The 26,473-nt window shown below is 71.7% G+C and carries 22 protein-coding genes; 19 read left to right on the top strand and 3 right to left on the bottom strand.

Annotation, left to right across the window (positions count from 1 at the left end; genetic code table 11):
- Positions 1–64 precede the first annotated feature (64 nt).
- Genes AB0J12_RS26655 through AB0J12_RS26640 form a run of 4 tightly spaced genes read left to right on the top strand, consistent with a single transcriptional unit; the run spans position 65 to position 4,174 of the window.
- Positions 65–1,573 (top strand): APC family permease, encoded by a 1,509-nt coding sequence (locus AB0J12_RS26655; protein ID WP_363266940.1) that lies wholly within the window; start codon positions 65–67, stop codon positions 1,571–1,573.
- An 11-nt stretch (positions 1,574–1,584) separates the two neighbouring features.
- Complete coding sequence (locus AB0J12_RS26650) at positions 1,585–2,847, top strand: FAD-dependent oxidoreductase (RefSeq protein WP_363266939.1); 1,263 nt, start codon at positions 1,585–1,587, stop codon at positions 2,845–2,847.
- Positions 2,739–3,182 (top strand): FAD-dependent oxidoreductase, encoded by a 444-nt coding sequence (locus tag AB0J12_RS26645; RefSeq protein WP_363266938.1) that lies wholly within the window; start codon positions 2,739–2,741, stop codon positions 3,180–3,182. Before AB0J12_RS26650 ends, AB0J12_RS26645 begins: the two co-directional genes overlap by 109 nt.
- A 29-nt stretch (positions 3,183–3,211) precedes the next feature.
- Positions 3,212–4,174, top strand: coding sequence for an LLM class F420-dependent oxidoreductase (locus AB0J12_RS26640; RefSeq protein WP_363266937.1), 963 nt, complete (start codon positions 3,212–3,214; stop codon positions 4,172–4,174).
- Between the two features lie 81 nt (positions 4,175–4,255).
- Here the strand turns inward: AB0J12_RS26640 and AB0J12_RS26635 are convergent, their stop codons facing one another.
- Positions 4,256–6,058, bottom strand: coding sequence for a glycoside hydrolase family 15 protein (locus AB0J12_RS26635; RefSeq protein WP_363266956.1), 1,803 nt, complete (start codon positions 6,056–6,058; stop codon positions 4,256–4,258).
- Between the two features lie 511 nt (positions 6,059–6,569).
- Between AB0J12_RS26635 and AB0J12_RS26630 the strand changes: the two genes are divergently transcribed.
- The 15 genes from AB0J12_RS26630 (at position 6,570) to der (ending at position 23,743) form a co-directional block, all read left to right on the top strand.
- Positions 6,570–8,237, top strand: a complete 1,668-nt coding sequence (locus tag AB0J12_RS26630; protein ID WP_363266936.1) for a CTP synthase — start codon at positions 6,570–6,572, stop codon at positions 8,235–8,237.
- Between the two features lie 86 nt (positions 8,238–8,323).
- On the top strand, positions 8,324–8,950 hold the full coding sequence (locus AB0J12_RS26625; RefSeq protein ID WP_363266935.1) for an NUDIX hydrolase: 627 nt from the start codon (positions 8,324–8,326) through the stop codon (positions 8,948–8,950).
- Positions 8,951–9,222: 272 nt separating this feature from the next.
- A complete protein-coding gene (locus AB0J12_RS26620; protein WP_363266934.1) occupies positions 9,223–11,277 on the top strand; it encodes a tetratricopeptide repeat protein in 2,055 nt (684 codons plus the stop codon).
- A gap of 136 nt (positions 11,278–11,413) precedes the next feature.
- Positions 11,414–12,538, top strand: coding sequence for an alanine dehydrogenase (gene ald, locus AB0J12_RS26615; RefSeq protein WP_363266933.1), 1,125 nt, complete (start codon positions 11,414–11,416; stop codon positions 12,536–12,538).
- 425 nt (positions 12,539–12,963) lie between these two features.
- Entirely contained in the window at positions 12,964–14,100 is a 1,137-nt protein-coding gene (locus tag AB0J12_RS26610) for a ParA family protein (protein WP_363266932.1), read from the top strand.
- Positions 14,085–14,678, top strand: a complete 594-nt coding sequence (locus tag AB0J12_RS26605; protein ID WP_363266931.1) for a hypothetical protein — start codon at positions 14,085–14,087, stop codon at positions 14,676–14,678. The genes AB0J12_RS26610 and AB0J12_RS26605 overlap by 16 nt, the downstream gene beginning before the upstream one ends.
- A gap of 18 nt (positions 14,679–14,696) precedes the next feature.
- Positions 14,697–16,136, top strand: coding sequence for a segregation/condensation protein A (locus AB0J12_RS26600; protein WP_363266930.1), 1,440 nt, complete (start codon positions 14,697–14,699; stop codon positions 16,134–16,136).
- Entirely contained in the window at positions 16,133–16,786 is a 654-nt protein-coding gene (gene scpB, locus AB0J12_RS26595) for an SMC-Scp complex subunit ScpB (protein ID WP_363266929.1), read from the top strand. Before AB0J12_RS26600 ends, scpB begins: the two co-directional genes overlap by 4 nt.
- Positions 16,786–17,904 carry a pseudouridine synthase gene (locus AB0J12_RS26590; RefSeq protein ID WP_363266928.1) on the top strand — a complete coding sequence of 373 codons (1,119 nt, stop codon included), beginning with the start codon at positions 16,786–16,788 and terminating at the stop codon, positions 17,902–17,904. The genes scpB and AB0J12_RS26590 overlap by 1 nt, the downstream gene beginning before the upstream one ends.
- Before the next feature lie 78 nt (positions 17,905–17,982).
- Positions 17,983–18,990: an ADP-ribosylglycohydrolase family protein gene (locus tag AB0J12_RS26585; protein WP_363266927.1), complete on the top strand. Its 1,008-nt coding sequence runs from the start codon at positions 17,983–17,985 to the stop codon at positions 18,988–18,990.
- A gap of 324 nt (positions 18,991–19,314) precedes the next feature.
- Entirely contained in the window at positions 19,315–19,677 is a 363-nt protein-coding gene (gene aroH / locus AB0J12_RS26580; RefSeq protein WP_363266926.1) for a chorismate mutase, read from the top strand.
- Positions 19,674–20,759, top strand: a complete 1,086-nt coding sequence (locus AB0J12_RS26575; RefSeq protein WP_363266925.1) for a prephenate dehydrogenase — start codon at positions 19,674–19,676, stop codon at positions 20,757–20,759. Before aroH ends, AB0J12_RS26575 begins: the two co-directional genes overlap by 4 nt.
- Positions 20,760–20,858: 99 nt before the next feature.
- Positions 20,859–21,545: a (d)CMP kinase gene (gene cmk / locus AB0J12_RS26570; RefSeq protein ID WP_363266924.1), complete on the top strand. Its 687-nt coding sequence runs from the start codon at positions 20,859–20,861 to the stop codon at positions 21,543–21,545.
- Between the two features lie 53 nt (positions 21,546–21,598).
- Positions 21,599–22,186, top strand: coding sequence for a lysophospholipid acyltransferase family protein (locus tag AB0J12_RS26565; protein WP_363266955.1), 588 nt, complete (start codon positions 21,599–21,601; stop codon positions 22,184–22,186).
- Positions 22,187–22,264: 78 nt separating this feature from the next.
- The gene (gene der / locus AB0J12_RS26560; RefSeq protein ID WP_363266923.1) at positions 22,265–23,743 is read left to right on the top strand and encodes a ribosome biogenesis GTPase Der; all 1,479 of its coding nucleotides are present in this window, start codon (positions 22,265–22,267) and stop codon (positions 23,741–23,743) included.
- 99 nt (positions 23,744–23,842) lie between these two features.
- On the opposite strand, the gene AB0J12_RS26555 is transcribed toward der, so the two are convergent.
- Both AB0J12_RS26555 and AB0J12_RS26550 read right to left on the bottom strand, forming a co-directional pair.
- Positions 23,843–24,235: a hypothetical protein gene (locus tag AB0J12_RS26555; protein ID WP_363266922.1), complete on the bottom strand. Its 393-nt coding sequence runs from the start codon at positions 24,233–24,235 to the stop codon at positions 23,843–23,845.
- Between the two features lie 1,207 nt (positions 24,236–25,442).
- Positions 25,443–26,237 (bottom strand): hypothetical protein, encoded by a 795-nt coding sequence (locus AB0J12_RS26550; protein WP_363266921.1) that lies wholly within the window; start codon positions 26,235–26,237, stop codon positions 25,443–25,445.
- Between the last annotated feature and the right edge of the window lie 236 nt (positions 26,238–26,473).

The following is a 26,473-nucleotide window of genomic DNA, read 5'->3' as shown; positions in this document are numbered from 1 at the left end:
ATCCGCAGGAAAACCCTACGTGATCTTCGGATTTCGTTGTGACTGCATGGTGAGAGGGGCGGGAATGGCAGAAACTCCCACGCGAGAGGTGCAACGCCTCAAAGCGAATTCCGTAGGACTGGTGGGTGTGGTGTTCATGGCGGTGGCCACCGCCGCGCCCATCACCGCGATGACCGGCAACCTGCCCATCGCGGTCGGCTACGGCAACGGCACCGGCGCACCGGCCGGCTATCTGTTCGCCACCCTCGTGCTGACGGTCTTCTCCGTCGGCTACGTCGCGATGGCCCGCCGGATCACCGCGGCCGGCGCCTTCTACGGCTACATCTCGCACGGCCTGGGCCGGATCGCCGGACTGGCCTCCGGGATGCTCGCGGTACTCGCGTACATCGTCTTCGAGGCGTCCATCGTCGGCGTCTTCTCCTACTTCGCGAAGACCACCGTCCACGACCAGCTCGGCGTCGACCTGCCCTGGGTCCTCTACGCCGCCGCCATGCTGCTGGTCACTGCCGTCCTCGCGTACTTCGACATCAACCTCACCGCCAAGGCGCTCGGCGTCATGCTGATCGCGGAGATCGCCGTCCTCTTCGCGGTCGCCACCGCCGTACTGGTGCACGGGGGCGGCCCGGACGGCATCCCGCTCGAGCCCGTCAACCCGAAGAACGCCTTCACCGGCGCATCCGCCGGGCTCGGCCTGTTCTTCGCCTTCTGGTCCTGGGTCGGCTTCGAGTCGACGGCGATGTACGGCGAGGAGTCGCGCGACCCCAAGCGGGTCATCCCGCGCGCCACGCTCATCTCCGTCGTCGGCGTCGGCCTGTTCTACATCTACGTCTCCTGGATGACCATCGCCGGCAACGGACTGAACGGCGCCGTCAAGCTGTCCGCCGGGACGAGCCCGCTCGACCTCTTCTTCGCCCCCGCGCACACCTTCATCGGCGCCTGGGCGGTCAACGCCTTCCAGTGGCTGCTGATCACCGGCTCGTTCGCCTGCGGCATGGCCTTCCACCAGTGCGCCGCGCGCTATCTGTACGCCATCGGCCGCGAGGGATTCCTGCACCCCGCCCTCGGCCGCACCCACCCGCGACACGGTTCGCCGTATCTCGCCTCCTTCGTGCAGTCGGTCATCGCCGTCGCCCTCGTCGGCGCGTTCTGGGCGACCGGGCAGGACCCGTACATCCACCTGTACACGCTGCTGGCGATCCTCGGCACGATGGCCATCCTCATCGTGCAGACCCTGTGCTCCTTCGCGGTCATCGGCTACTTCCGCAAGAACCACCCCGAGGACCGGCACTGGTTCCGCACCTTCACCGCGCCCCTGCTCGGCGGGATCGGCATGACCGCCGTGGTGGTGCTACTGGTGGTCAACATGGACACCGCGGCCGGTACGGCGGCCGACTCGCTCTTCTTCAAGGCCATCCCGTGGATCGTCGGGCTGGTCTTCTTCGGCGGCCTCGGCCTGGGCCTGTATCTGCGGGCCCGCCGGCCGGAACGCTACGAGATCATCGGCCGGATCGTCCTGGAGGACGCGGCCGAGCGCACGGACAGCGACATCGAGGAAGCCCCCGCCAACGCCTGAGGAGCCGCACCGTGTCCCGTACGCAGCTGATGCACGCCCTGAGCGCCCTCACCGCCGACCACGCCGCCGCCCACCGGCTCGGCGTCCCCGTCGCCGAGGCGCGCCAGGTCCGCCGCCGTACCGTCCTCAAGGGCGCCCTCGCCACCGCCGCCGTGACCGCCGCGGCGGCCCCGGCCAGAGCGGCCGCCGCGTCCGCGCCGCGCATCGCCGTCGTCGGCGCCGGCATCGCCGGACTCACCGCCGCGCTCACCCTGCACGACGCCGGATACGCCTGCACCCTCTACGAGGCCAACCCCGACCGGGTCGGCGGGCGCATGTACTCCCAGCGCGACCACTGGGCCTGGGGGCAGACCTCCGAGATCGGCGGCGAGCTGATCGACACCGGCCACAAGAAGATCCAGGAACTGTGCCGCCGCTTCTCCCTGCCGCTGGAGGACTTCCTCGGCGGCGGGCCCAACGGTGCCGAGGAGGTCTTCTTCTTCGACGGCGTCTACTACCCGCGCGCACGGGCCGACGAGGACTTCAAGGCCGTCTACCAGGCCCTGCACACCGACCTCCAGGCGGCAGGCGAGGTCAAGTGGAACCAGACCACCGCCGCCGGCACCGCCCTGGACACCATGTCCCTGTACGACTGGATCGAGTCACACGTGCCCGGCGGCCACGCCTCCCCGCTGGGACAGCTCTTCGACGTCGCCTACAACGTCGAGTACGGCGCCGACACCACCGAGCAGTCCTCGCTCGCCCTGGTGCTGCTGATGGGCTACCAGACCAATCCCGGCGACTTCAACATCTGGGGCCTGTCCGACGAGCGCTACCACATCGTCGGCGGCAACGACCAACTCCCGCACTCCATCGCCGGCTCCCTGCCCGCAGGGACGATCCGGCAGGGCTGGTCGCTGCAGGCGGTACGCGCCGAGGCCGACGGCACACAGACGCTGACCTTCAGCGAGGCCGGCACCACCCGCACCGTCACCGCCGACCACACCGTGCTGTGCGTGCCGCTGCCGATCCTGCAACGGCTCGATCTGAGCCGGGCCGGCTTCGACCCCCGGATGACCAGCCTGCTGCGCGACGCCCGCATGGGCTACTGCACCAAGCTCAACATGCAGTTCTCCAGCCGTCTGTGGCGTGGCACCGGCCCCTGGCCCGGCGTGTCCGCGGGCGAGTGCTTCACCGACGGCCGGGTGCAGCAGACCTGGACACCACCAAGGTCCAGCCCGGCACCGGCGGCATCCTCATCCAGTACGGCGGCGGCAGCCTCGCCAAGTCGCTGACGCCGGCGGGACCGTTCTCGTACGAGAGCGATCCCTATGTGAAGGGCCTCGCGGGCAAGTACCTCAAGGACATCGACGCCTTCTTCCCCGGCACGTCGGGTGCGTGGACCGGCCGGGCGCAGCTGTCCGCGTGGCACCTCAACCCGTACTCGCTCGGCGCCTACTCCTACTGGCCGGTGGGCTATCTGCACCGGTACGCGGGCTACGAGGGGACCGCGCAGGGCAACATCCACATCGGCGGCGAGCACTGCAGCTACGACTTCCAGGGCTACATGGAGGGCGGTGCCACGGAGGGAGAGCGGGCGGCGCGCGAGGTGATCGCCGCGCTGGATTAGATGCGTGTGCATCGGGTAGCGGCGCCCGCATGGACTTCAGTGTGGTTGCCGTGGCACGTGAGGACGACAGCCCGGTCGACGAGCCGTTGCGCGTCGCGGCGCTCGCCGACCGGCTCGGATACCGGGAGGTGTGGGTCGGCGAGGGGCCGACCTGGGACGCGTTCGTGCTGGCCACGGCGATCGGCGCGGCGACACGGAGGGTCGCGCTGACGGCGGGGCCGGTGCCGGTGTCGGTGCGGGACGCGTACACCATCGCCCGGGGCGCGGCGGGCACCGCCGCCGTGACCGGCGGCCGGGCGGTGGGCGTGGCGATCGGCACCGCCAGCAAGCGGGTGGTCGAGGGGGTGCACGGGCGGCCCCGCACCCGGCCGACGGCCGCGATGGAGGAGTCGGCGGCGGCGCTGCGGAACCTGCTGCACGCGGTGCCCGGCGAGCCGGTCGTACCCGGCAGCCCCTTCCGCCGCCGCCTCGCACCGCCCGGCGGCCCGCTGACCGTGGCGGCCTTCGGGGACCGCGCCATCGGCATCGCCGCCGCGCACGCCGACCGGATGCTGCTCGACCTGGTCACACCGGAACGGGTACGGGTGCTGCGCGGCAAACTCGACGCGGCGGCGGAAAAGGCGGGTCGTACGCCGCCGACGCTCGCCGCGTGGCTGCCGGCGGCTCTCGATCCGGCGCCTGAGTCGGTTCGACAGGTCCTGGGCAGCATCGCCGGGTACCTGACCGTGCCGGGCTATGCCGACATGTTCCGGGCGGCGGGGTTCGGGGAGGCGGTGGACCTGGCCGCCGCGGGAGCGGACCGGGAGGCGCTGATCGAGGTCCTGCCGCCCGAGGCCGCGGCCAAGGTCGGCCTGGTCGGCGACCTGAAAACGATCCAGGCCCGCGTCGACGCGTACGCCGAGGTGGGCCTGGAAGAGATCGCCCTGGTACCGGCCACTGCCGGGGATCCCGGCGGCACCTTGACACTGACGGCGCTGGCAGCAGACGTCTAGGGGCGCGGGGCTGTGTCGATATGCGGCTACCGCCGCGTGGGCGCGACCAGCCACGACGGCGCCGCAGCCCGGAAGCGACCGTCAGCCCCCGTACGCGCCGGACGCGGTCAACCGCAGCGCCGTGTCGATCAAAGGCACGTGGCTGAACGCCTGCGGGAAGTTCCCCACCTGCCGCTGCAACCGCGGGTCCCACTCCTCCGCCAGAAGACCGAGGTCGTTGCGCAGGGACAGCAGCTTCTCGAACAGCTTGCGGGCCTCGTCCACGCGGCCGATCATCGCCAGGTCGTCGGCCATCCAGAAGGAACACGCGAGGAAAGCGCCCTCGTCGCCCGGGAGGCCGTCGACGCCCTCGTGCTGGCCCTCGGTGGGGTAGCGCAGGATGAAACCGTCCGACGTGGACAGTTCCCGCTGGATCGCCTCGATCGTGCCGATCACCCGCTTGTCGTCCGGCGGCAGGAAGCCCATCTGCGGGATCAGCAGCAGGGAGGCGTCCAGCTCCTTCGAGCCGTAGGACTGGGTGAAGGTGTTGCGCTCCTTGTCGTACCCCTTCTCGCACACCTCGCGGTGGATCTCGTCGCGCAGCTCCCGCCAGCGCTCCAGCGGGCCGTCGGCCTCGCCGGACTCCAGCAGCTTGATCGTGCGGTCGACGGCGACCCACGCCATCACCTTGGAGTGCACGAAGTGCCGGCGCGGCCCGCGCACCTCCCAGATGCCCTCGTCCGGCTCCTGCCAGTGCTTCTCCAGATAGCTGATCAGCTTCAGCTGGAGCAGCGAGGCGTAGTCGTTGCGGGCCAGGCCCGTCATGTGGGCCAGGTGCAGCGCCTCGGTGACCTCGCCGTACACGTCCAGCTGGAGCTGGTGCGCGGCGCCGTTGCCGACCCGCACCGGCGCGGACTTCTCATAGCCCGGCAGCCAGTCCAGCTCCGCCTCGCCGAGCTCGCGCTCGCCCGCGATGCCGTACATGATCTGCAGGTTCTCCGGGTCGCCGGCCACCGCGCGCAGCAGCCACTCGCGCCAGGCGCGGGCCTCCTCGCGGTAGCCGGTGCGCAGCAGCGAGGACAGGGTGATCGCCGCGTCCCGCAGCCAGGTGTAGCGGTAGTCCCAGTTGCGGACGCCGCCGATGTCCTCCGGCAGGGAGGTGGTGGGCGCCGCCACGATGCCGCCCGTGGGGGCGTACGTCAGCGCCTTGAGGGTGATCAGCGAGCGGACCACTGCCTCCCGGTAGGGGCCGTGGTACGTGCACTGCTCGACCCACTCGCGCCAGAAGTCCTCCGTCGCCTCCAGCGACTGCTCGGGCTCAGGCAGCGGCGGCGGCTCCTTGTGCGAGGGCTGCCAGGAGACCGTGAACGCGATCCGGTCACCCGGTGCGACGGTGAAGTCCGAGAACGTCGTCAGCGACTTGCCGTAGGTCTCGGCCTCGGTGTCGTACCAGACCGAGTCCGGGCCGGCCACGGCCACCGTGCGCCCCTCGTGCTTGTGCACCCACGGCACGACCCGGCCGTAGGAGAAGCGCATCCGCAGCGCCGAGCGCATGGGGACGCGGCCCGAGACGCCCTCGACGATCCGGATCAGCTGCGGGGCGCCGTCACGCGGGGGCATGAAATCGGTCACCCGGACCGTGCCGCGTGGTGTGTCCCACTCCGACTCGAGGATCAGCGAGTCACCGCGGTAGCTGCGCCGCGCCGCGGTCGGCGGCTGCTGGTCGGGCCCGTGGGCCGGGCCCAGCCGCCAGTACCCGTGCTCCTCGGTACCCAGCAGGCCGGCGAAGATGGCATGCGAGTCGAAGCGCGGCAGGCAGAGCCAGTCCACCGTGCCGTCACGGCAGACCAGCGCCGCTGTCTGCATGTCTCCGATGAGTGCGTAGTCTTCGATGCGCCCGGCCACGTGCAACTCCAGTCGAACGGCCACGTCGCCCCGCGCGTGCGGGGCTGTCGCTAGTGCGGTCAAGGGGTCGTTGTAGTGCGTCGTTGAGCGGTGAAGCAAAGCAGCCGCTCAACCGCGATGGCAAAACGACAATCTCTGCTCAACGAACTGACGAGCTCTCGTTGTTCCGGTGATGTACGGGCTTGGGGTGGCGCCTGGTACCCGGCCGGGCTCGGCAGCGAGTGTCCGAGCAGGATACGACGCACGTAGATGGTCCGCGTGCCCCTCCGGGCAACAGCCATCCACCGAACGAGTGAGCATCGGGTGAGAAACCCGTAATCCATGCGTGCCGGGTGGCGGCGCGTGCGCGGAGCGTGGCCGGAAGCCATCGGCGCCGGTCGCTGATACCCTGGTAGCCCGTGGACCGGTGGGAGCAAAACCCCCGAACCGCAGCGACGGCACCCCCGGACTTCCGGAGCGGACAGCCGACCCGCAACCCCCAGACCGCGACCACGGGAGCCCCCCTTTGGCCATGCCGCCCGCTGCTTTTCGAAACAGCAAAGCCACGACGACCAAGCACATCTTCGTCACCGGGGGTGTCGCCTCCTCTCTCGGTAAGGGGCTGACCGCCTCCAGCCTCGGCATGCTGCTCAAGGCCCGGGGCCTGCGCGTCGTCATGCAGAAGCTCGACCCGTACCTGAACGTCGACCCGGGCACGATGAACCCCTTCCAGCACGGTGAGGTGTTCGTCACCAACGACGGCGCAGAGACCGACCTGGACATCGGACACTACGAGCGCTTCCTCGACCGTGACCTGGACGGCTCCGCCAATGTCACTACAGGCCAGGTCTACTCCACGGTGATCGCCAAGGAGCGCCGCGGCGAGTACCTCGGCGACACCGTGCAGGTCATCCCGCACATCACCAACGAGATCAAGCACCGCATCCGGCGCATGGCCACCGACGAGGTGGACGTCGTGATCACCGAGGTCGGCGGCACCGTCGGCGACATCGAGTCGCTGCCGTTCCTGGAGACCGTCCGCCAGGTCCGTCACGAGGTCGGCCGCGACAACGTCTTCGTCGTGCACATCTCGCTCCTGCCGTACATCGGCCCCTCCGGCGAGCTGAAGACCAAGCCGACCCAGCACTCGGTGGCCGCGCTGCGCAACATCGGTATTCAGCCCGATGCCATTGTCCTGCGCTGCGACCGCGAGGTGCCCACCGCGATCAAGCGGAAGATCTCGCTGATGTGCGACGTCGACGAGGCCGCCGTGGTGGCCTGCCCCGACGCCCGCTCGATCTACGACATCCCGAAGACCGTGCACGGCGAGGGCCTGGACGCCTATGTCGTGCGCAAGCTCGACCTGCCCTTCCGGGACGTCGACTGGACGACCTGGGACGACCTGCTGGACCGCGTCCACAACCCCGACCACGAGATCACCCTCGCCCTGGTCGGCAAGTACATCGACCTGCCCGACGCCTATCTGTCGGTCACCGAGGCGCTGCGCGCCGGCGGCTTCGCCAACCGCGCCCGCGTCAAGATCAAGTGGGTCACCTCCGACGACTGCAAGACGCCGGCCGGCGCCAAGGCGCAGCTGTCGGACGTCGACGGCATCTGCATCCCCGGCGGCTTCGGCGACCGCGGTGTGCTCGGCAAGGTCGGTGCGATCAAGTACGCCCGCGAGAACAAGATCCCGCTGCTCGGCCTCTGCCTGGGCCTGCAGTGCATCGTGATCGAGGCCGCCCGCAACCTCGCCGACATCCCGGACGCCAACTCCACCGAGTTCGACCCGGCCACCGGCCACCCGGTCATCTCCACCATGGCCGAGCAGATGGACATCGTCGCCGGTGAGGGCGACATGGGCGGCACGATGCGACTCGGCATGTACCCGGCGAAGCTGGCCGAGGGCTCGATCGTGCGCGAGGTCTACGACGGCAAGGAGTACGTCGAGGAGCGGCACCGCCACCGCTACGAGGTGAACAACGCCTACCGCGCGGAGCTGGAGAAGAAGGCGGGCATCCTGTTCTCCGGCACCTCCCCGGACGGCAAGCTCGTCGAGTACGTCGAGTACCCGCGCGAGACGCACCCCTACCTGGTGGCCACCCAGGCCCACCCGGAGCTGCGCTCGCGTCCGACGCGCCCGCACCCGCTGTTCGCCGGTCTCGTGAAGGCCGCGGTCGAGCGGAAGAATTCGAAGTAACACACCAGCTTGTACGGTGGCCGGGGTGCATACCTTTCAGTAGGGAGCACCCCGGCTTTCGTATGCGCACGTGGGGAAGGAACGGCATGACGATCAAGGACACGCCCGAGGAGTGGGAGATCCGGGCGACGCGGACCCCGTTCACCGGGGCCAAGACCTCCGTCAGGACGGACGACGTGGTCATGCCCGACGGCTCCGTGGCCACGCGCGACTACCAGGTCCACCCCGGCTCGGTCGCCGTCCTCGCCCTCGACGAGGACGACCGGGTCCTGCTGATCAACCAGTACCGCCACCCGGTGCGGCACAAGCTGTGGGAGATCCCGGCCGGCCTGCTCGACGTGCCCGGGGAGAACCCGCTGCACGCCGCCCAGCGCGAGCTGTACGAGGAGGCGCACGTCAAGGCCGAGGACTGGCGGGTGCTGACCGACCTGTACACCACGCCCGGCGGCTGTGACGAGGCCGTACGGATCTTCCTCGCGCGCAATCTGTCCGAGGCGGAGGGGGAGCGGTTCGCGGCGGAGCACGAGGAGACCGACATGCAGCACGCGCGGGTGCCTGTCGATGAGCTGGTGCGGGGGATTCTCGCCGGGGAGCTGCACAACACGTGTCTGGTGACGGGGGTGCTGTCTCTCGTTGCCGCGCGGCAGGGGGACGGGGTGGAGGCGTTGCGGCCGGCGGACGCGGAGTGGCCTGCGCGGCCGTTCGAGGTGTAGCGCTGCGGGGATTCCGCCCGTGCTTGTGGCCGCGGGTTCGCTGTGGCTGGTCGCGCCCACGCGGCGGTAGCCGCACATCGGCACAGCCCCGCGCCCCTTACCGGTACTGCTCAGCCGTTGGTCTGAAGATCCGTTGATCCGATCAGGGGACTCTCGCCCCTGTACCGCCGTGCTCCGCACGGGTTCGTCGCAGAGCGTGAACTAGGCTCTGGAGACGCCCGATCGATTGGTCCCGTCGGGCACTGGCGTGCGGTGGAACGGGAGCGTGGCCCGTGACGGAACAGGCGGTGGACGAGGACGGCGTGCGGCTGTCGGCGGAGAGTGTCTTCCTGGGCCGCACACGGGAGTTGAAGGAACTGCGCGCCGACATCGAGCGCGCGGGGCTGGACACGCTCAGCGGCAAGAAGGCCCCCCGCGCGCGGGTGCTGCTCATCGCCGGACGCCCCGGCTCCGGCCGTACCGCCCTCGCCGAGGAACTGGCCCGGCAGGTCGCGGACCGTTACGAGCACGGGCTGCTGCGCGCCCGGCTCAGCGAGGCGGACGGCACGCCCGTCCCCGTGGAGCGTGCCGCCCGTGAGCTGCTCGCCGCGCTGGAGCGGCCCGTTCCGCCGGGGGCCGGCGAGGACGAGCTGACCGAGGCGCTGCGCGACGCCCTCGCCGACCGGAGGACGCTGCTCCTGCTGGACGACGCGGCCGGCGCCGAGCAGGTCGACGCCCTCCTCCCCGACAACCCCGGCTGCCTGGTCGTCGCCGTCTCCGCGCGTCCCCTGACCGGCATCGCCGATGTGCGGCCCTGCACACTGGGCGGGCTGGACACCAAGTCCGCCGTCGAACTGCTGTCACGCCGGATCGACTCCGTGCGGGTCACCGTCGACCCGAGGGCCGCCGAAGGCCTGGTCGAGGTGTGTCAGGGCGAGCCCGCCGCGCTCACGCTGGCCGCCGGCTGGCTCACGGCCCACCCGAAGGCGGCCGTCGCCGACCTCGCCAAGCAGCTGCGCGCCGACGGCGACGACACCGCCCCGCTGGCCCGGGTCTTCAAGCTCGCCTACACCGCGCTGCCCGCCCCGGCCGCCCGGATACTGCGTCTGCTCTCCCTCGCCCCCGCCGGGCACGTCGACCCGCACACGGCGTCCGCGCTGGCCGGCTGCTCGGTGAGCGGCGCCCGCACCGCCCTGGACGACTTCGTCCGCTTCGGCCTGCTGCGGGCCGTGGACTCGCCATTGCCGGAGTACGAGATCCCCGGCGCTCTGCACCCCTTGCTCAAGGCCCTCACCGAGACCCAGGACCGCCCCGCCGAGCTGCAGCTCGCCCGCGCCCGCATGCTGGAGCGGACCGTACGGCTGCTGCAGTCCTGCCGGGCGATCACCGAGACGGACAGCCCACAGGCACGGGAGAAGCTGCTCGGCATGCCGCGCGCCCTGCGCTTCTCCAGCCCCGCGGCGGCCGAGGAGTGGCTGCGGGTGCGCCGCCCCGCGCTGCTGGGCGCCGCCCGCCTCGCGGTCGCCGACGGGGAGCTGGACACCCTCGCCCGGCGGCTGCTGTCCCAGCTGGTGCGGGCGATGGTCGCGCACGTCGGCACCGAGGCCGCCGCGCCCGACCTGTACGGCGTGCACCGCCTCGTCCTCGACGTGGCCGACCGGCGCGAGCTGCCCCGGGAGAAGGCCGCCGCCCTGCTGAACCTGGCCGACCTGGACGCCCAGACCGGCCGGACGAACGAGGCGCTACTGCGGTATCGCGCAGCTTTGGATGCCGGACGCAAAGCAAATGACCCGTACGCGACCTCTCGCGCAATGGAATCCGTAGGTGGGGCGCATCTGGAGCTGGGGGACTACGAGCGGGCCGCCGACTGGTTCGGCCGGGCGCTCACCCAGCGCCTGGCCCGCGCCGAGCGCGCCGACGCCGCCCGGCTGTACGGCCGTATCGCCACCGCGCACACCTACGCGGGCCGCTACGGCGAGGCGCTGCGCAGCTGGCGGGCTGCCGCCGCCGGCTACCGGCGGTGCGGTGATGTGGCCGCGCACGCACGGGCGTTGAGCGAGCTGGCGCGGGTGCAGGAGTACGCCGGACGGCCGGCGGAGTCGCTGCGCACCTGCAAGGAGGCGGTGGAGTGGGCGCGCCGGGCCGAGGACACCCGGCTGCAGGCCGCGCTGCACCTGCGGATCGCCGACACCCTGGACCGCCTCGCCGATCCGGTGGCCGCCGGCATCCACCGCGGGACGGCCGAGCGGATGCTCGCGGAGGAGGGGCCGGAGAGCCCTGAGGGGCCCGACCAGCGGGAATACGCCGCCAATGCCTGCGAAATCCGTAGTGCATCCGCTGAAGATTGATGCAATGAAAGGCTAGACAGCTGGAACGCCTTCATTAGACTGGCTCTGCCGCACGTTCTCCTGCGGTGTCTCCCGGTGTGCCGCCGCATGCCTGGGTATGTCTAGTAATGCCCCTGTTTCCCCTGAGCCAAGGACCGTGATCGACGTGAAGGTCGGCATCCCCCGCGAGGTCAAGAACAACGAGTTCCGGGTGGCCATCACCCCCGCCGGCGTGCACGAGCTGGTGCGCAATGGCCACCAGGTGGTCATCGAGCGCAACGCCGGCGTCGGCTCGTCGATCACGGACGACGAGTACGTCGCCGCCGGTGCGCAGATCCTGGAGACGGCCGACGAGGTCTGGGCCTCCGCCGACCTGCTGCTGAAGGTCAAGGAGCCCATCGCGGAGGAGTACCACCGCCTCCGCAAGGACCAGATCCTCTTCACCTACCTGCACCTGGCCGCCTCCAAGGAGTGCACGGACGCGCTCATCGAGTCCGGCACCACGGCCATCGCCTACGAGACCGTCGAGCTGCCCAACCGCGCCCTGCCGCTGCTCGCCCCGATGTCCGAGGTCGCGGGCCGGCTGGCCCCGCAGGTCGGCGCCTACCACCTGATGCGCGCGGCCGGCGGCCGTGGCGTGCTGCCCGGCGGCGTCCCTGGCGTGACCCCGGCCAGGGCCGTCGTCATCGGCGGTGGCGTCTCCGGCTGGAACGCCACCCAGGTCGCCGTCGGCATGGGCTTCGACGTGACCCTGCTCGACCGCGACATCAACAAGCTGCGAGAGGCCGACAAGATCTTCGGCACGAAGGTCAAGGCGATCATGTCCAACGCCTTCGAGCTGGAGAAGGCCGTCCTGGACGCCGACCTCGTCATCGGCGCCGTGCTCATCCCGGGCGCCAAGGCCCCCAAGCTCGTCACCAACGAGCTGGTGGCCCGCATGAAGCCCGGAAGTGTTCTTGTCGACATCGCGATCGACCAGGGCGGCTGCTTCGAGGACTCGCACCCGACCACGCACGCCGAGCCGACCTTCAAGGTCCACAACTCGGTCTTCTACTGCGTCGCCAACATGCCCGGCGCGGTGCCGAACACCTCCACCAACGCCCTCACCAACGCGACGCTGCCGTACATCGTCTCGCTCGCGAACAACGGCTGGGTGGAGGCGCTGCGTCGTGACGCCGCGCTGGCCAAGGGCCTCAACACCCACGACGGCAAGGTCGTTTACAAGGAGGTCGCCGAGGCCCACGGCCTGGAGCATGTGGAGCTCTCCACCCTCCTGGGCTGACCCTCCGGCCGACCGGCTCGCCGCCCGCGGGTCCAAGTCATCCGCAGGAATAAGGCGATACGTCAACACAGGTCGTCAACACCGCGCATCCGGCCGGACCTTGCCCGACAAGGTCCGGCCGGATGTGTGTATGGTCACTTTGCGACTCTCGGTCAACTCGCCTCGAACGTAACCCTTCGACCCATTCGCACACCGGTGAAACCTGCGGTGCGACGGCCGTACGCCCTTGACAGCGCGATGTTTCATTGCCGACACATCGGGCCGGGTCCGGCGGATTGTGTTGCTGCGGACGCCCGACACGCCATAGAGTCGCCAACCGTCGGCATGGTGCCACGCTGACCTTGTCTAGAAGTTTCCTGGTCACCAAGGAGGTAAGACGACTTGTGAATGAGTCGACATTTTCTCCCGGGGGTGGTCGACCAGGAATGCCTGCGCGGGGCCAGGACCCCACGGGGCTCGAGGCTGTCGGCTCCGTCGCTGTCCGAACCTTCGCAGCCCACCAGAGCCAGAACAGCCCCCATACGGCTCTGTCAGCACACCAGAGCATGGACGGTCATCACGTGAACGCCATGGCCGGCGACGGAAGTGGCGCGCCCCACAACCACTTCGCCGACTACGACGAACTGCCCGAAGGGCACTTCTACGATCCCGACGCCGAGTACGAGCCGGACCCCGAGTACGCGGCCACCCTCGCGCCCGACGCCGCGCGTCAGCGCCGCGAGCGCGTCGGCCCGACCGGGCGCCCGCTGCCGTACTTCCCGATCCCGGGCCCGCTGACCGACCACGGCCCCGCGAAGATCATCGCGATGTGCAACCAGAAGGGCGGCGTCGGCAAGACGACGTCGACCATCAACCTGGGTGCCGCGCTCGCGGAGTACGGCCGGCGCGTGCTGCTCGTGGACTTCGACCCGCAGGGCGCGCTGTCGGTGGGTCTCGGCGTCAACCCCATGGAACTGGACCTGACGGTCTACAACCTGCTCATGGAGCGGGGGATGTCCGCGGACGAGGTCCTGCTGAAGACGGCGGTCCCCAACATGGACCTGCTGCCCAGCAACATCGACCTGTCGGCCGCCGAGGTCCAGCTGGTGAGCGAGGTCGCGCGCGAGTCCACGCTGCAGCGCGCGCTGAAGCCGCTGCTGCCGGACTACGACTTCGTCGTCATCGACTGCCAGCCCTCGCTCGGCCTGCTCACCGTGAACGCGCTCACCGCGGCGCACAAGGTGATCGTGCCGCTCGAGTGCGAGTTCTTCGCGCTGCGCGGTGTCGCGCTGCTGACCGAGACCATCGAGAAGGTCCAGGAGCGGCTCAACCCCGACCTGGAGCTCGACGGCATCCTCGCCACGATGTACGACTCGCGCACCGTCCACAGCCGTGAGGTGCTGGCCCGTGTGGTCGAGGCGTTCGACGACCACGTCTACCACACGGTCATCGGGCGCACGGTCCGCTTCCCGGAGACCACGGTCGCCGGTGAGCCGATCACCACCTACGCCTCCAACTCCGTCGGCGCCGCCGCCTACCGTCAGCTCGCCAGGGAGGTGCTCGCCCGGTGTCACGCCGAGTGAGTCTGCCGGGGGCCGACGAACTCTTCCGTACGACAGGGGGGATGGCGCTGCAGCCGTCCACTCCCCGGCGACCGGGCGGCGAGGCCCGGGTGCCCGCTCCCGCGGGGGAGAGTGACGCCGCCGCGGCCGCCGCGCCCGACGACGCGCCGCACTCCGTGCCCGCGCAGGGCGGGGACGGCCAGGGCGTGGAGCACGTCGCGGCCGATGCCGAGGCGGGCGAGGAGTCCCGCAGCCGGGCCTCGACGGCGCCGGAACGTGCCGCGCGCCGCAGGGCGGTGCAGCAGGAAGGTTCTGCCAGCGGTGCCGGTGCGGTGGACGACGAGGCCGCGCAGCCGCGCCGGCGCGGGCGCGCCGCACGGCGGCCCAGCGGGCGGGAGCGGCACGACGAGAAGATCACGGTCTATGTCTCCGCCGAGGAGCTGATGGACCTCGAGCACGCCCGTCTGGTGCTGCGCGGCGAGCACGGCCTGGCCGTGGACCGCGGGCGCATCGTCCGCGAGGCGGTCGCAGTCGTCCTCGCCGACCTGGAGTCCCGCGGGGACGCGAGCATCCTCGTACGCCGCCTGCGCGGACGCTAGCGGTACCCTGCGGGGGTCATGACCTCGAACGACCCCCCCACCCCCAACGGCCCGGCCGGCCGCCGACGCCCACTGGGCCGGGGGCCGGTGGCTGCGCCGGATGGGCGGGAGCAGCCGGGCGAGCCGGAGCAGCCGGGCGAGCGGAGGGTGCACGGCGAGCCGTCACCGTCCGAGGCGCCGGAACGGCCGGACCCGGGTCCGCCGCAGGAGCGGGAGCTTCCGCGCGAGCAGGTGGACCGGGGCGACTTCGCGGCGCGGGACGATGCGGCGGCGCCGTCGGCGACGGACGTGCCTGCCGGACCCGGGGCACCGGAACGGCCCGAGCCGCGCGGCGGTGATGAGGACAGGGCCGGTGCGGGGGCGCCCGTCGGTGGGCTCGACGCCGCGGAGCCCGGCGGTGGGCTGACGGACGTCGGCGCGACCGGGGCATCCCCGAAGACCCGGGCGGGCCTGTCGGGTGCCGTGGTCACAGCCGACGCAAGCGCGTCCGGCGCCGGGGGAGCCCCGGTCAGGACGGCGGATGTCGCGGACGCGGGCGCCGTCGGTGTTCCCGGCCCCGCGATCGCCGGCCCCGGCGGGCAGTCCGCATCCGGCGCCGGCGCGGGCGCGCCCGATGCCGGGGACGGTGTTCCCGACGGCGACGGCGTCTTCAAGGTTCGGCTGGACAACTTCGAGGGGCCGTTCGATCTGCTGTTGCAGCTCATCTCGCGGCACAAGCTCGACGTCACCGAGGTCGCGCTGTCCAAGGTGACCGATGAGTTCATGGCGCACATCCGCGCCATGGGGGCCGACTGGGACCTGGACCAGACGACCGAGTTCCTCGTCGTCGCCGCCACCCTGCTCGACCTGAAGGCCGCCCGGCTGCTGCCCGCCGCCGAGGTCGAGGACGAGGGCGACCTCGCCCTGCTGGAGGCCCGCGACCTGCTGTTCGCGCGGCTGTTGCAGTACCGGGCGTACAAGCAGATCGCCGACATCTTCAACGCCCGGATCGAGGACGAGGCCCGCCGCTACCCCCGTACCGTCGGACTGGAGCCGCACCACGCCGAGCTGCTGCCCGAGGTCGTCATCAGCATCGGCCCGGAGGGCTTTGCCCGGCTCGCCGTGAAGGCGATGCAGCCGAGGGCCAAGCCGCAGGTGTACGTCGACCACATCCACGCGCCTTTGGTCAGCGTGCAGGAGCAGGCACAGCTCGTCGTGGCGCGGCTGAAGGAGCTGGGCGAGGCCAGTTTCCGTACGCTCGTCGCGGACACCGAGGACACCCTCACCGTCGTGGCCCGCTTCCTCGCCCTGCTGGAGCTGTACCGCGAGAAGGCCGTCGCCCTGGAGCAGGAGGCCGCCCTCGGCGAGCTGACCGTGCGCTGGACCGGTGGGGACGGGGACGCGGCGCCGACCGTCACGGACGAGTTCGACCGGCCGCCGGAGAAGGCCGAGGAGGCCCGGGAGGAGAAGAAGGCGTGAGCGAGGACATCAGCGAGCCCGGCCACGGCCCGCGGGCCGTGGCCGGGCTCGACCTCAAGCCGGCCCTCGAGGCCGTCCTCATGGTCGTCGACGAACCCGCCACCGAGGAGCACCTGGCCAGGATCCTGGAGCGGCCCAAACGGCAGATCGCCGACGCGCTGCGCGAGCTCGCCGACGAGTACACCGAGCAGGGGCGCGGTTTCGAGCTGCGGTACGTCGCCGGCGGCTGGCGTTTCTACACCCGCCCCGCCTACGCGCCCGCCGTCGAGCGCCTCGTCCTGGACGGCCAGACGGCCCGGCTCACCCAGGCCGCCCTGGAGACCCTCGCCGTCGTCGCCTACCGCCAGCCGGTCAGCCGCAGCCGGGTCTCCGCCGTCCGCGGAGTCAACTGCGACGGCGTGATGCGCACCCTCCTGCAGCGCGGTCTGGTCGAGGAGGCGGGCACGGAACCCGAAACAGGTGCGATCCTGTACAGGACGACGAACTACTTCCTGGAGCGGATGGGCCTGCGCGGCCTGGACGAGCTCCCGGAACTCGCGCCCTTCCTCCCGGAGGCGGAGGCGATCGAGGCCGAGACGCAGGAAGGGGTTCCGTCATTCGATCCGGACGCTCCGGATTCCGACGAGGCAGACGACAAGACGGAACATTGATGCGAAGCAGTAGCGGCAGGAACAGCAGCGGAAACAACGGCGGGAGCCGTGGTGGCAACAGCGGCGGCCGCGGCGGGAGCAGCGGGGGCCGCGGGAACCACCGCGGCGCCGGCAACAACCGCGACGACAAGCAGGGAGGCCGTCCGAAGAAGCCGCGCCCGGAGGAGCGGCGCTACGACGTCGGCCCCGGCGCCACGCAGGACGGTCCGAAGTCGGGCCGGGGCCCCTCGGCCCGCGGCGGCGCCAAGGGCAGCCCCAAGCAGGGGCAGCGCCCCGGCGGCCGTACGGCCCCCTCGCGCTCCCGTGAGTACGAGACCCGTACCGAGGAGCGCAACCGGGAGCGGTACGCCGGCAAGAAGGACATCAAGCTGCCGAAGACCTTCCCGGGCGCCGAGCAGGAGGGCGAGCGGCTGCAGAAGGTGCTCGCACGTGCCGGCTACGGCTCCCGGCGGGCCTGCGAGGAGCTGATCGAGCAGGCGCGGGTCGAGGTCAACGGCGAGATCGTGCTGGAGCAGGGCAAGCGCGTCGACCCGGAGAAGGACGAGGTCAAGGTCGACGGCCTGACCGTCGCGACCCAGTCGTACCAGTTCTTCGCGCTGAACAAGCCGGCCGGTGTCGTCTCCACCATGGAGGACCCCGAGGGCCGCCAGTGCCTCGGCGACTACGTCACCAACCGGGAGACCCGTCTCTTCCACGTCGGCCGCCTCGACACCGAGACGGAGGGCGTCATCCTGCTCACCAACCACGGCGAGCTGGCGCACCGGCTGACCCACCCGAAGTACGGCGTGAAGAAGACCTACCTCGCGCACATCGTCGGCCCGATCCCGCGCGACCTGGGCAAGCGGCTCAAGGACGGCATCCAGCTGGAGGACGGCTACGCCCGCGCCGACCACTTCCGGGTGGTGGAGCAGACCGGCAAGAACTATCTGGTCGAGGTCACGCTGCACGAGGGCCGCAAGCACATCGTGCGCCGCATGCTGGCCGAGGCCGGCTTCCCGGTGGACAAGCTGGTCCGGGTCGCCTTCGGCCCCATCACCCTGGGCGACCAGAAGTCGGGCTGGCTGCGCCGCCTGTCGAACACCGAGGTCGGCATGCTGATGAAGGAAGTCGACCTGTAAACCGACCCTCTCGGCGCCTTGCGGTGATCACCCTCCCCCTTTATTGTCATGGTGACGATAAAGGGGGATGGTGATCGCATGTCCAAGCGAGCCGCGACCGGAGCACTCATCGGCCTCGCCCTCGGGGACGCCCTGGGCTTCCCGACCGAGTTCAACGATGTGCCGTCGATTCTGGCCAAGTGCGGGCCATGGCGTGAGATGGAGCTGCCGAAGCGGCCGTTCGTGTCCGACGACACCCAGATGACCCTCGCCCTCGGGCGCGGACTGCGCACCGCCATGGACCGCGGCCACCTCGCGCCCAAGCGGCTGGAGCGGCCCGTACGCGAGGAGTTCGTCGACTGGTACCAGTCGCCGGACAACAACCGCGCCCCCGGCAACACCTGCCTGCGCGCCTGCAGCCTGCTCAAGGAGGAGGGCCGCCTCTGGCAGGACGCCGGCCAGATCCACTCCAAGGGCTGCGGCGCCAACATGCGCGTCGCGCCGATCGGGCTCGCGCCCGGGCTGACCGACGCCCAGCGCTCCGGTGCCGCCCAGCTCCAGGCCGCCCTCACCCACGGCCACCCGACGGCGCTCGCCGCCTCCGACCTCACCGCGCACGCCGTGCACCTGCTCGCGCAGGGGGCCGACCCCACCGCGCTGGTCGGGCTGCTGCGGTCGTACGCCCTCGACCACCGCACCTCCTACGACCACACCTGGCTCGGTGACCTGTGGACCCGCAGCCAGGACCCTTCCCCCGAGCACTTCATCGCGCGCGGCTGGGACGAGTGCCTGGAGATCCTGGCGCGGCTCCAGGACGCCGCGCGGACCGTGTCCCCCGAGACCGACCCGTGTCTGGCCACGGGGGAGGGCTGGATCGCCGAGGAGGCGCTGGCGACCGGGCTGCTGTGCTTCCTGCTCTTCCCCGACGAGCCGCTGACCGCGCTGCGCCGCGCCGCCTGCACCGCCGGGGACTCCGACTCCATCGCCTGCCTGACCGGCGCCTTCGCGGGGGCGTACCTGGGCGCCGTCGCATGGCCGGCCGCATGGGCGGACCGCATCGAGTACCGCAGCGAGCTGCTGGCCCTCGGCGCGCTCTGGGACGCCTGACGGGGCGGCGCGCGACGGCTGCGCGGGGGCGGGTGCGCCTTCGGGGTACCCGGTGCGTCGAGGGAGCCCCCGGAAGGTCGGGGTCTCGCCGGGGCAGGCCGCCGGCGACCTCGCCCAGGTGCTCCCGCACACGGTCGACCGCCTCACTCCCGACGGCGAGGTGCCGCCGGCCGGGCCCTGGAGGAGCAGATCCGGCGGCAGACCCCCTGAGGCGGCCCGGCGAACGGCCCGGGCGTCTCAGCCCACGGGCGCCGCACGCTCACGGGCCCCGGCCTGACTAGGCTGGACCGACAGCACCAGAGCCGATACGCAAGGAGCAGCGCCGTGGCGGTACGAGCGGTCCGGGGGGCCGTCCAGTTGGAGCGCGACGAGGCCGGGCACATGGACGAGCAGGTCGCGGCGCTGCTCACCGCCGTCCTGGAACGGAACGGCCTGAGCACGGACGACCTGATCAGCATCTGGTTCACGGCCACCCCCGACCTGCACAGCGACTTCCCGGCGGCCGCCGCCCGCAAGCTCGGCATCGTCGACGTGCCGCTGATCTGCGCGCAGGAGCTCGACATCGAGGGCGCGATGCCCCGCGTGGTGCGCGTCCTCGCGCACATCGAATCGGACAAGCCGCGCGCCGACATCAACCACGTCTACCTCGGCGCCGCCGCGGCCCTGCGCAAGGACATCGCCCAGTGAGGACCGCACTCGTCATCGGCACGGGCCTGATCGGCACCTCCGCCGCCCTCGCCCTCGCCCAGCGCGGCGTCACCGTCCACCTCGTCGACCACGACCCGGAGCAGGCCCGCACCGCCGCCGCGCTCGGCGCCGGCACCGACGAGCCGCCCACGGGCCCGGTCGACCTGGCGATCGTCGCCGCCCCGCCCGCCCACGTGGCCACCGTGCTGGCGGACGCCATGGGTCGGGGAGTGGCCCGCGGCTACATCGACGTGGCCAGCGTCAAGGGCGGGCCGCGCCGGGAGCTGGAGGCGCTCGGCCTGAACCTCGCCTCCTACATCGGCACCCACCCGATGTCCGGCCGGGAGAAGTCCGGCCCGCTGGCCGCCTCCGGCGACCTCTTCGAGGGCCGCCCCTGGGTGCTCACCCCCAGCCGGGACACCGACACCGAGGTGCTGAACCTCGCCCTGGAGCTGGTCTCGCACTGCCGCGCGGTGCCGGTCGTCATGGACGCCGACGCCCACGACCGGGCCGTAGCGCTGGTCTCCCACATGCCCCACCTGGTCTCCAGCATGGTCGCCGCCCGCCTGGAGCACGCCGAGGAGACGGCGGTACGGCTGTGCGGGCAGGGCATCCGGGACGTGACCCGGATCGCCGCCTCCGACCCGCGCATGTGGATCGACATCCTCTCCGCGAACCCCGGACCGGTCGCCGACCTGCTCTCGGACGTGGCCGCCGACCTGGAGGAGACCGTCCAGGCGCTGCGGGCGTTGCAGTCCAGCGACGACGACAAGCGCCGCGAAGGCACCGCCGGCATCGAGGACGTGCTGCGCCGCGGCAACGCGGGGCAGGTCCGCGTCCCCGGCAAGCACGGCAGCGCACCGCGCGTCTACGAGACCGTCGCCGTCCTCATCGACGACCAGCCCGGGCAGCTGGCCCGTATCTTCGCCGACGCGGGACGGGCCGGGGTCAACATCGAGGACGTGCGCATCGAGCACGCGACCGGACAGCAGGCGGGCCTGGTCCAGCTCATGGTCGAGCCGAAGGCGGCGCCGGTGCTCACGGCCGCGCTGCGCGAGCGGGGCTGGGCCATCCGGCAGTAAGAGGCGCGCCGCGGAGCCAGTAACCTTGTGCGGGGCGTCCCTCTAGGGCCGTGCGCCCCGCACCCCGCTCACCGCCTCGCACCAGGAAGGTGTCCCCCCGTGGAAAACGGCGCCGCCCAGCCCGTGATTGTCGCCATCGACGGTCCCTCCGGCACGGGCAAGTCGAGCACGTCGAAGGCCGTGGCCGCGCAGCTCGGCCTGAGCTACCTGGACACCGGCGCCCAGTACCGGGCGATCACCTGGTGGATGGTGACCAACGGTGTCGACGTCGACGACCCCGCCGCGATCGCCGCCGCCGCGGGCAAGCCGCAGATCGTCTCCGGCACCGACCCGGAGAAGCCGACGATCACCGTCGACGGCTTCGACGTGTCCGCTCCGATCCGCACCCAGGAGGTCACCTCCCAGGTCAGCGCGGTCAGCGCGGTGCCCGAGGTGCGCGCCCGGATCACCGAGCTGCAGCGCTCCATAGCGATCGGCGCGGAGAACGGCATCGTCGTCGAGGGCCGTGACATCGGTACGACCGTGCTGCCGGACGCCGACCTGAAGATCTTCCTCACCGCCTCCCCGGAGGCCCGCGCCGCCCGGCGCAGCGGTGAGCTGAAGGGCGCCGACGTGCACTCGACCCGTGAGGCGCTGCTCAAGCGGGACGCGGCCGACTCCAGCCGCAAGACCTCGCCGCTGGCCAAGGCCGGCGACGCCGTCGAGGTGGACACCACCGAGCTCACGCTGGCCCAGGTCATCGAGTGTGTGGTCACCCTCGTCGAGGAGAAGCGGGCGGGGAAGTGACCGTAGCGTCCGAGCGCGGCGCGGACGTCGGGCGGCGCATCGGCGTCGGCCTGATGTACGGCCTGTTCAAGCCACGTGTGCTGGGTGCCTGGCGGATGCCGGCGCGCGGCCCGGTGATCCTTGCCGTCAACCACTCGCACAACGTCGACGGCCCGATGGTCATGGGTGTGGCGCCCCGGCCCGTGCACTTCCTGATCAAGAAGGAAGCGTTCATCGGGCCGCTCGACCCCTTCCTGACCGGCATCGGCCAGCTCAAGGTCGACCGCTCCACGGCCGACCGCACCGCGATCACCCAGGCGCTGGACGTCCTCACGGCCGGCGGCGTCCTCGGGATCTTCCCGGAGGGCACCCGCGGCGAGGGCGACTTCGCCTCCCTGCGCGCCGGACTCGCCTACTTCGCGGTTCGCTCCGGGGCGCCGATCGTGCCGGTGGCGGTGCTGGGAAGTTCCGAGCGGCGCGGACGGTTGATAAAGGCGCTGCCGCCGCTGCGCTCGCGCATCGACGTCGTCTTCGGCGACCCGTTCGACGCGGGCGACGGCAGTGGACGCCGTACGCGCAGGGCACTCGACGAGGCCACCGAGCGCATCCAGAAGCAGCTCACCGAGCACCTGGAAAACGCCAGGCGGCTGACCGGCCGCTAGGCGACACTGAGTAGTGGATCAGCCTCCTCGCGGGCCGCTCCACCGATCACCACGAATGAACGACGAGGTACGGACTTCATGAACGACCACATCCAGCCCGACGGCTCGGACGCACACGAGCACGATCACGGGGCTCTCGGCGACGCCGAGTACGCGGAGTTCATGGAGCTCGCCGCGGAAGAGGGTTTCGACGTCACGGACGTCGAGGGCGCGATCGAGGAGGCCGGGCACGGCCCGCTGCCGGTCCTCGCCGTCGTCGGCCGCCCCAATGTCGGCAAGTCGACCCTGGTGAACCGGATCATCGGCCGCCGTGAGGCCGTCGTCGAGGACAAGCCCGGCGTCACACGCGACCGCGTCACCTACGAGGCCGAGTGGGCGGGCCGCCGCTTCAAGGTCGTCGACACCGGCGGCTGGGAGCAGGACGTCCTCGGCATCGACGCCTCCGTCGCCGCGCAGGCCGAGTACGCCATCGAGGCCGCCGACGCCGTCGTCTTCGTCGTCGACGCCAAGGTCGGCGCCACCGACACCGACGAGGCGGTCGTACGGCTGCTGCGCAAGGCCGGCAAGCCGGTCGTGCTGTGCGCCAACAAGGTCGACGGGCAGAGCGGTGAGGCCGACGCGGCTTACCTGTGGAGCCTCGGTCTCGGCGAGCCGCACCCCGTCTCCGCGCTGCACGGCCGCGGCACCGGCGACATGCTGGACGCCGTCCTGGAGGCGCTGCCCGAGGCGCCCGAGCAGTCCTTCGGCACCGGCGTCGGCGGCCCCCGCCGGATCGCGCTCATCGGCCGTCCGAACGTCGGCAAGTCCTCCCTGCTGAACAAGGTGGCCGGCGAGGAGCGCGTCGTCGTCAACGAGCAGGCGGGCACCACGCGTGACCCGGTCGACGAGCTGATCGAACTCGGCGGCACGACCTGGAAGTTCGTCGACACCGCCGGCATCCGCAAGCGGGTCCACCTCCAGCAGGGCGCCGACTACTACGCCTCACTGCGCACGGCCGCCGCCGTGGAGAAGGCCGAGGTCGCGGTCGTCCTGATCGACGCCTCCGAGAACATCTCCGTGCAGGACCAGCGGATCGTCACCATGGCGGTCGAGGCGGGCCGCGCCCTCGTCCTCGCCTTCAACAAGTGGGACACCCTCGACGAGGAGCGCCGCTACTACCTGGAGCGGGAGATCGAGACCGAGCTGGGCCAGGTGGCGTGGGCGCCGCGCGTCAACGTCTCCGCCCGCACCGGCCGGCACATGGAGAAGCTGGTGCCGGCGATCGAGACCGCCCTCGCCGGCTGGGAGACCCGCGTCCCGACCGGCCGGCTGAACGCCTTCCTCGGCGAGCTGGTCGCCGCCCACCCGCACCCGATCCGGGGCGGCAAGCAGCCGCGCATCCTGTTCGGCACCCAGGCCGGCACGAAGCCGCCGCGGTTCGTGCTCTTCGCCTCCGGCTTCATCGAGGCGGGCTACCGGCGCTTCATCGAGCGCCGGCTGCGCGAGGAGTTCGGGTTCGAGGGAACGCCGATCCACATCTCTGTGCGCGTGCGAGAGAAGCGCGGCAAGAAGAAGTAGTCCGGGTACGCCGGAGGGCGGCGCCCCGAGTCCGTCACGGGCTCGGGGCGCCGCCCTCCTTCGTCATGCGGCCGTCGGCTGCCCGGTTTCGGCGGGCCGTCAGCTGCCGCCGGTCCGGCCGGGCGGCAGCGCCGCCGGGGCGAATCGAGCGGTCCCGCCCGCCTGCCCCACCGGACCGACCCGCTGCCACGCCGACTGCCGGCCCACGCGGGCGCTCTGCGCTCCCGCGCTGTAGGCGCTGTACGAGCTGGAGAACGAACCCGGCCGGGGGACGACCGGGCCGCTGTGCCGGATGCTCCCGAAAGCGGTGAACCCCAGGTCCTCCTCGCCGCTGCGGTCACCCGGCAGCGAGCGGAAGGACTTGACGTACTCGGCGTAGAGCGCGTCGTAGATCGGCGTGGCCGATGGGCCGCGGTCCGAGTCCTGCCCCACCCGCGGCGGAGGCGGAACCGAGGAGAAGCTCTGGCGGCGGGGAACGTCGTAATTGTGCACGTAAGTCCCAACGACACGGCACGTCATGAGATGCGGCCACCGGTGCCTCCGGCGGCGTCCCCTGTCTCCGACGGCCACGCCTGCCTTCGGCGGCGACCTGCCTCTGACGGCCTCCCTGCCCTGGCGGCGACCGCGACCTCACCCGGTCTGGGGCTCGGGCCTCGGCTCCGGCACCGGCCCCAGGCCTTGGCCCGGCGTGACCCAACAGCCCGGAGTGGGCTCCGGCCCCGAGAATGGCCCTGGGCCTCAGTGCCTTGGGCGGCCGGCCCCCCTCCTTGGCCCCGGCTCCCGCCCGGGCCTTGGCCCGGCGTGACCCAACAACCCGGCGTGGGCCCGGCTCCGGGCTGCGGCCTCCGGCCCCGGTCCCGGCCTCGGTGCGAGTCAAGGCCGACTGCAGGCCCGGCCCCGACAAAGGCCGGCAGGTGTCGGCCGTGGGCGCAGTCTCGGCGTTGTCGCCGCGGGTTCAGTCAGGGGCGAGGTCGACCGGTCCGGCGGTGGGCCTGGCCCGGCCGAGGCCGCGGGCATCGGCCGCTGGCCTTCGCTCGGCCCGGCGTCGCCAGGTGTCGGCTGGGGTGCCGTACGAGCCGGTGCCGGCCTTGGGTTCGGCTCTGGTTTGTGTCAAGCGGTGCCGACGGCAGGCGCAGTTCAGGGCGGGGCAGCCTGTGTCGGACCCGGTCGGGGTCGGCTAGTCCGCGGCGGCGGGCCGGGAAGGGGGCGGCGAGGCCGGGGTGGCGGGCGGGCCCTGACCGGGCCCCGGCCCGCGGGTGTCGGATGCCGCCCTGGTTCGGTCGCTCGACCGGTGTCGGCAGGCCCCGGCTGTTGGCTCTGTCCGGGCGGGACGGACCCGGATTCGGCCTGGGCCGCTCAGGGCGGGTGGGGGCCGACCGGTCCCCGGCCGCGCGTCTGGTCCGGGCCGGGGCCGGGGCCGGCGTTGGTGGCAGGCGTCCGTGCCGAGGGTGGATGCGGGCGTGCCCGGACCGCCGTCAACCGGTGCCGACTGTTCCCGACAGGCGGCCTCGGCTCGGTCGAGTTGGGGGCTCAGGTCCCGGCCGGTGGGCAGGGAGCGCCGTCGATCGGTGCCCGACTGGCCCGGCAGGTGGCACCGGCTCGGTCGAGTCGCGGGCTCAGGAACCGGTCACGGGCAGGCAGCGCCGTCGGTCGGTGTCGACCGGTCCGGTCGGCGGCCTGGGTCCGGTCGAGTCCGGGCTCAGGTCCCGGCCAGGGGCAGTGTCGCCGCGACCAGGTGGCCGTTTGCCGCTGTCTTGTCCAGCGCGTCGCGCAGGAGGTCCTCGCGGGGCTGGCGGCCGATGGAGCCCACGGGGGCCGCGAACATCAGTACCTGCTGGTGCTTGTTGGCGGCCGCTCGCCAGCCCTCGGTGACCTGCAGCGGCTGGTGCGCCTGCCACCAGGCCACCGGCTGGCCGCCGTCCGCGCCGGGCTGGAGCACCGCGTGCAGCTGCCCCATCGCCAGCAGCACGGACCAGCCGTGCAGCACCGGCGGTACGGCGGACAGCTCGGGCAGCGGCATGAAGCCGTGCTCGATCAGCAGCGGCAGGAAGTCGTCGCCGGTACCGGTGGAGCCGGGGCGCACGATCGGTCCGGTCGGCTCCACGACCAGCGCCGGGTGCAACTCCCCGGTGATCAGGACCAGTCCGCTGGTCACGCCGAGCACGGCCTGCTCCGGCACCGACTTCACCGGCTCACCCACAGCGCCCTGGCCGCCGGCGACGCCGCCGATGGAGCGGACCGCGCCCTGCAGCTGCTCCTCGGTGACCTGGACGACCTGCGAGGGCAGGCAGCCGGCGTGGGCGAAGGCGAGTACGGCGGTCTCGTCGCCGATGAACAGCACGGTGCTGGTGCGCTCGTGCTCGGGGTTGCCCGGGGTGCGGCAGGAGGTGCAGTCGTAACTCCCGGGGGCGTTGTCCCCGGCGAGCAGCCGGTCGGCTTCTTCGTCGCCGATCTCGGCGCGAACCTCGTCGCTGACGTCGAGCATGCGCGGCACGGGTGGCTCCCTCGGGATGCGGTGCGTTGGCGGCGCCGGGCGGTTCCCGGCTCATGAAGAGCACAACGGACGATCTGTGGTGGGGGTCACGCACGCGCGGGAACGGAATCCCCTCATCCGACGCGTACGGTCAACTCCGCGCCGGAATCGGTCACTCAGCGTCAAGTGTTCGAGTCCTCAAGGACGTTGGCGCGGTGAAGTGGCTCACAGGGTGGCGTGGGTCGTGGTTGATATGT

The organism is Streptomyces sp. NPDC049915 (assembly GCF_040656475.1).
In the GTDB taxonomy this organism is placed as follows: domain Bacteria; phylum Actinomycetota; class Actinomycetes; order Streptomycetales; family Streptomycetaceae; genus Streptomyces.
The sequence above is the reverse complement of the archived record's forward strand: the minus strand, read 5'-3'. Positions and strand labels throughout refer to the sequence as shown.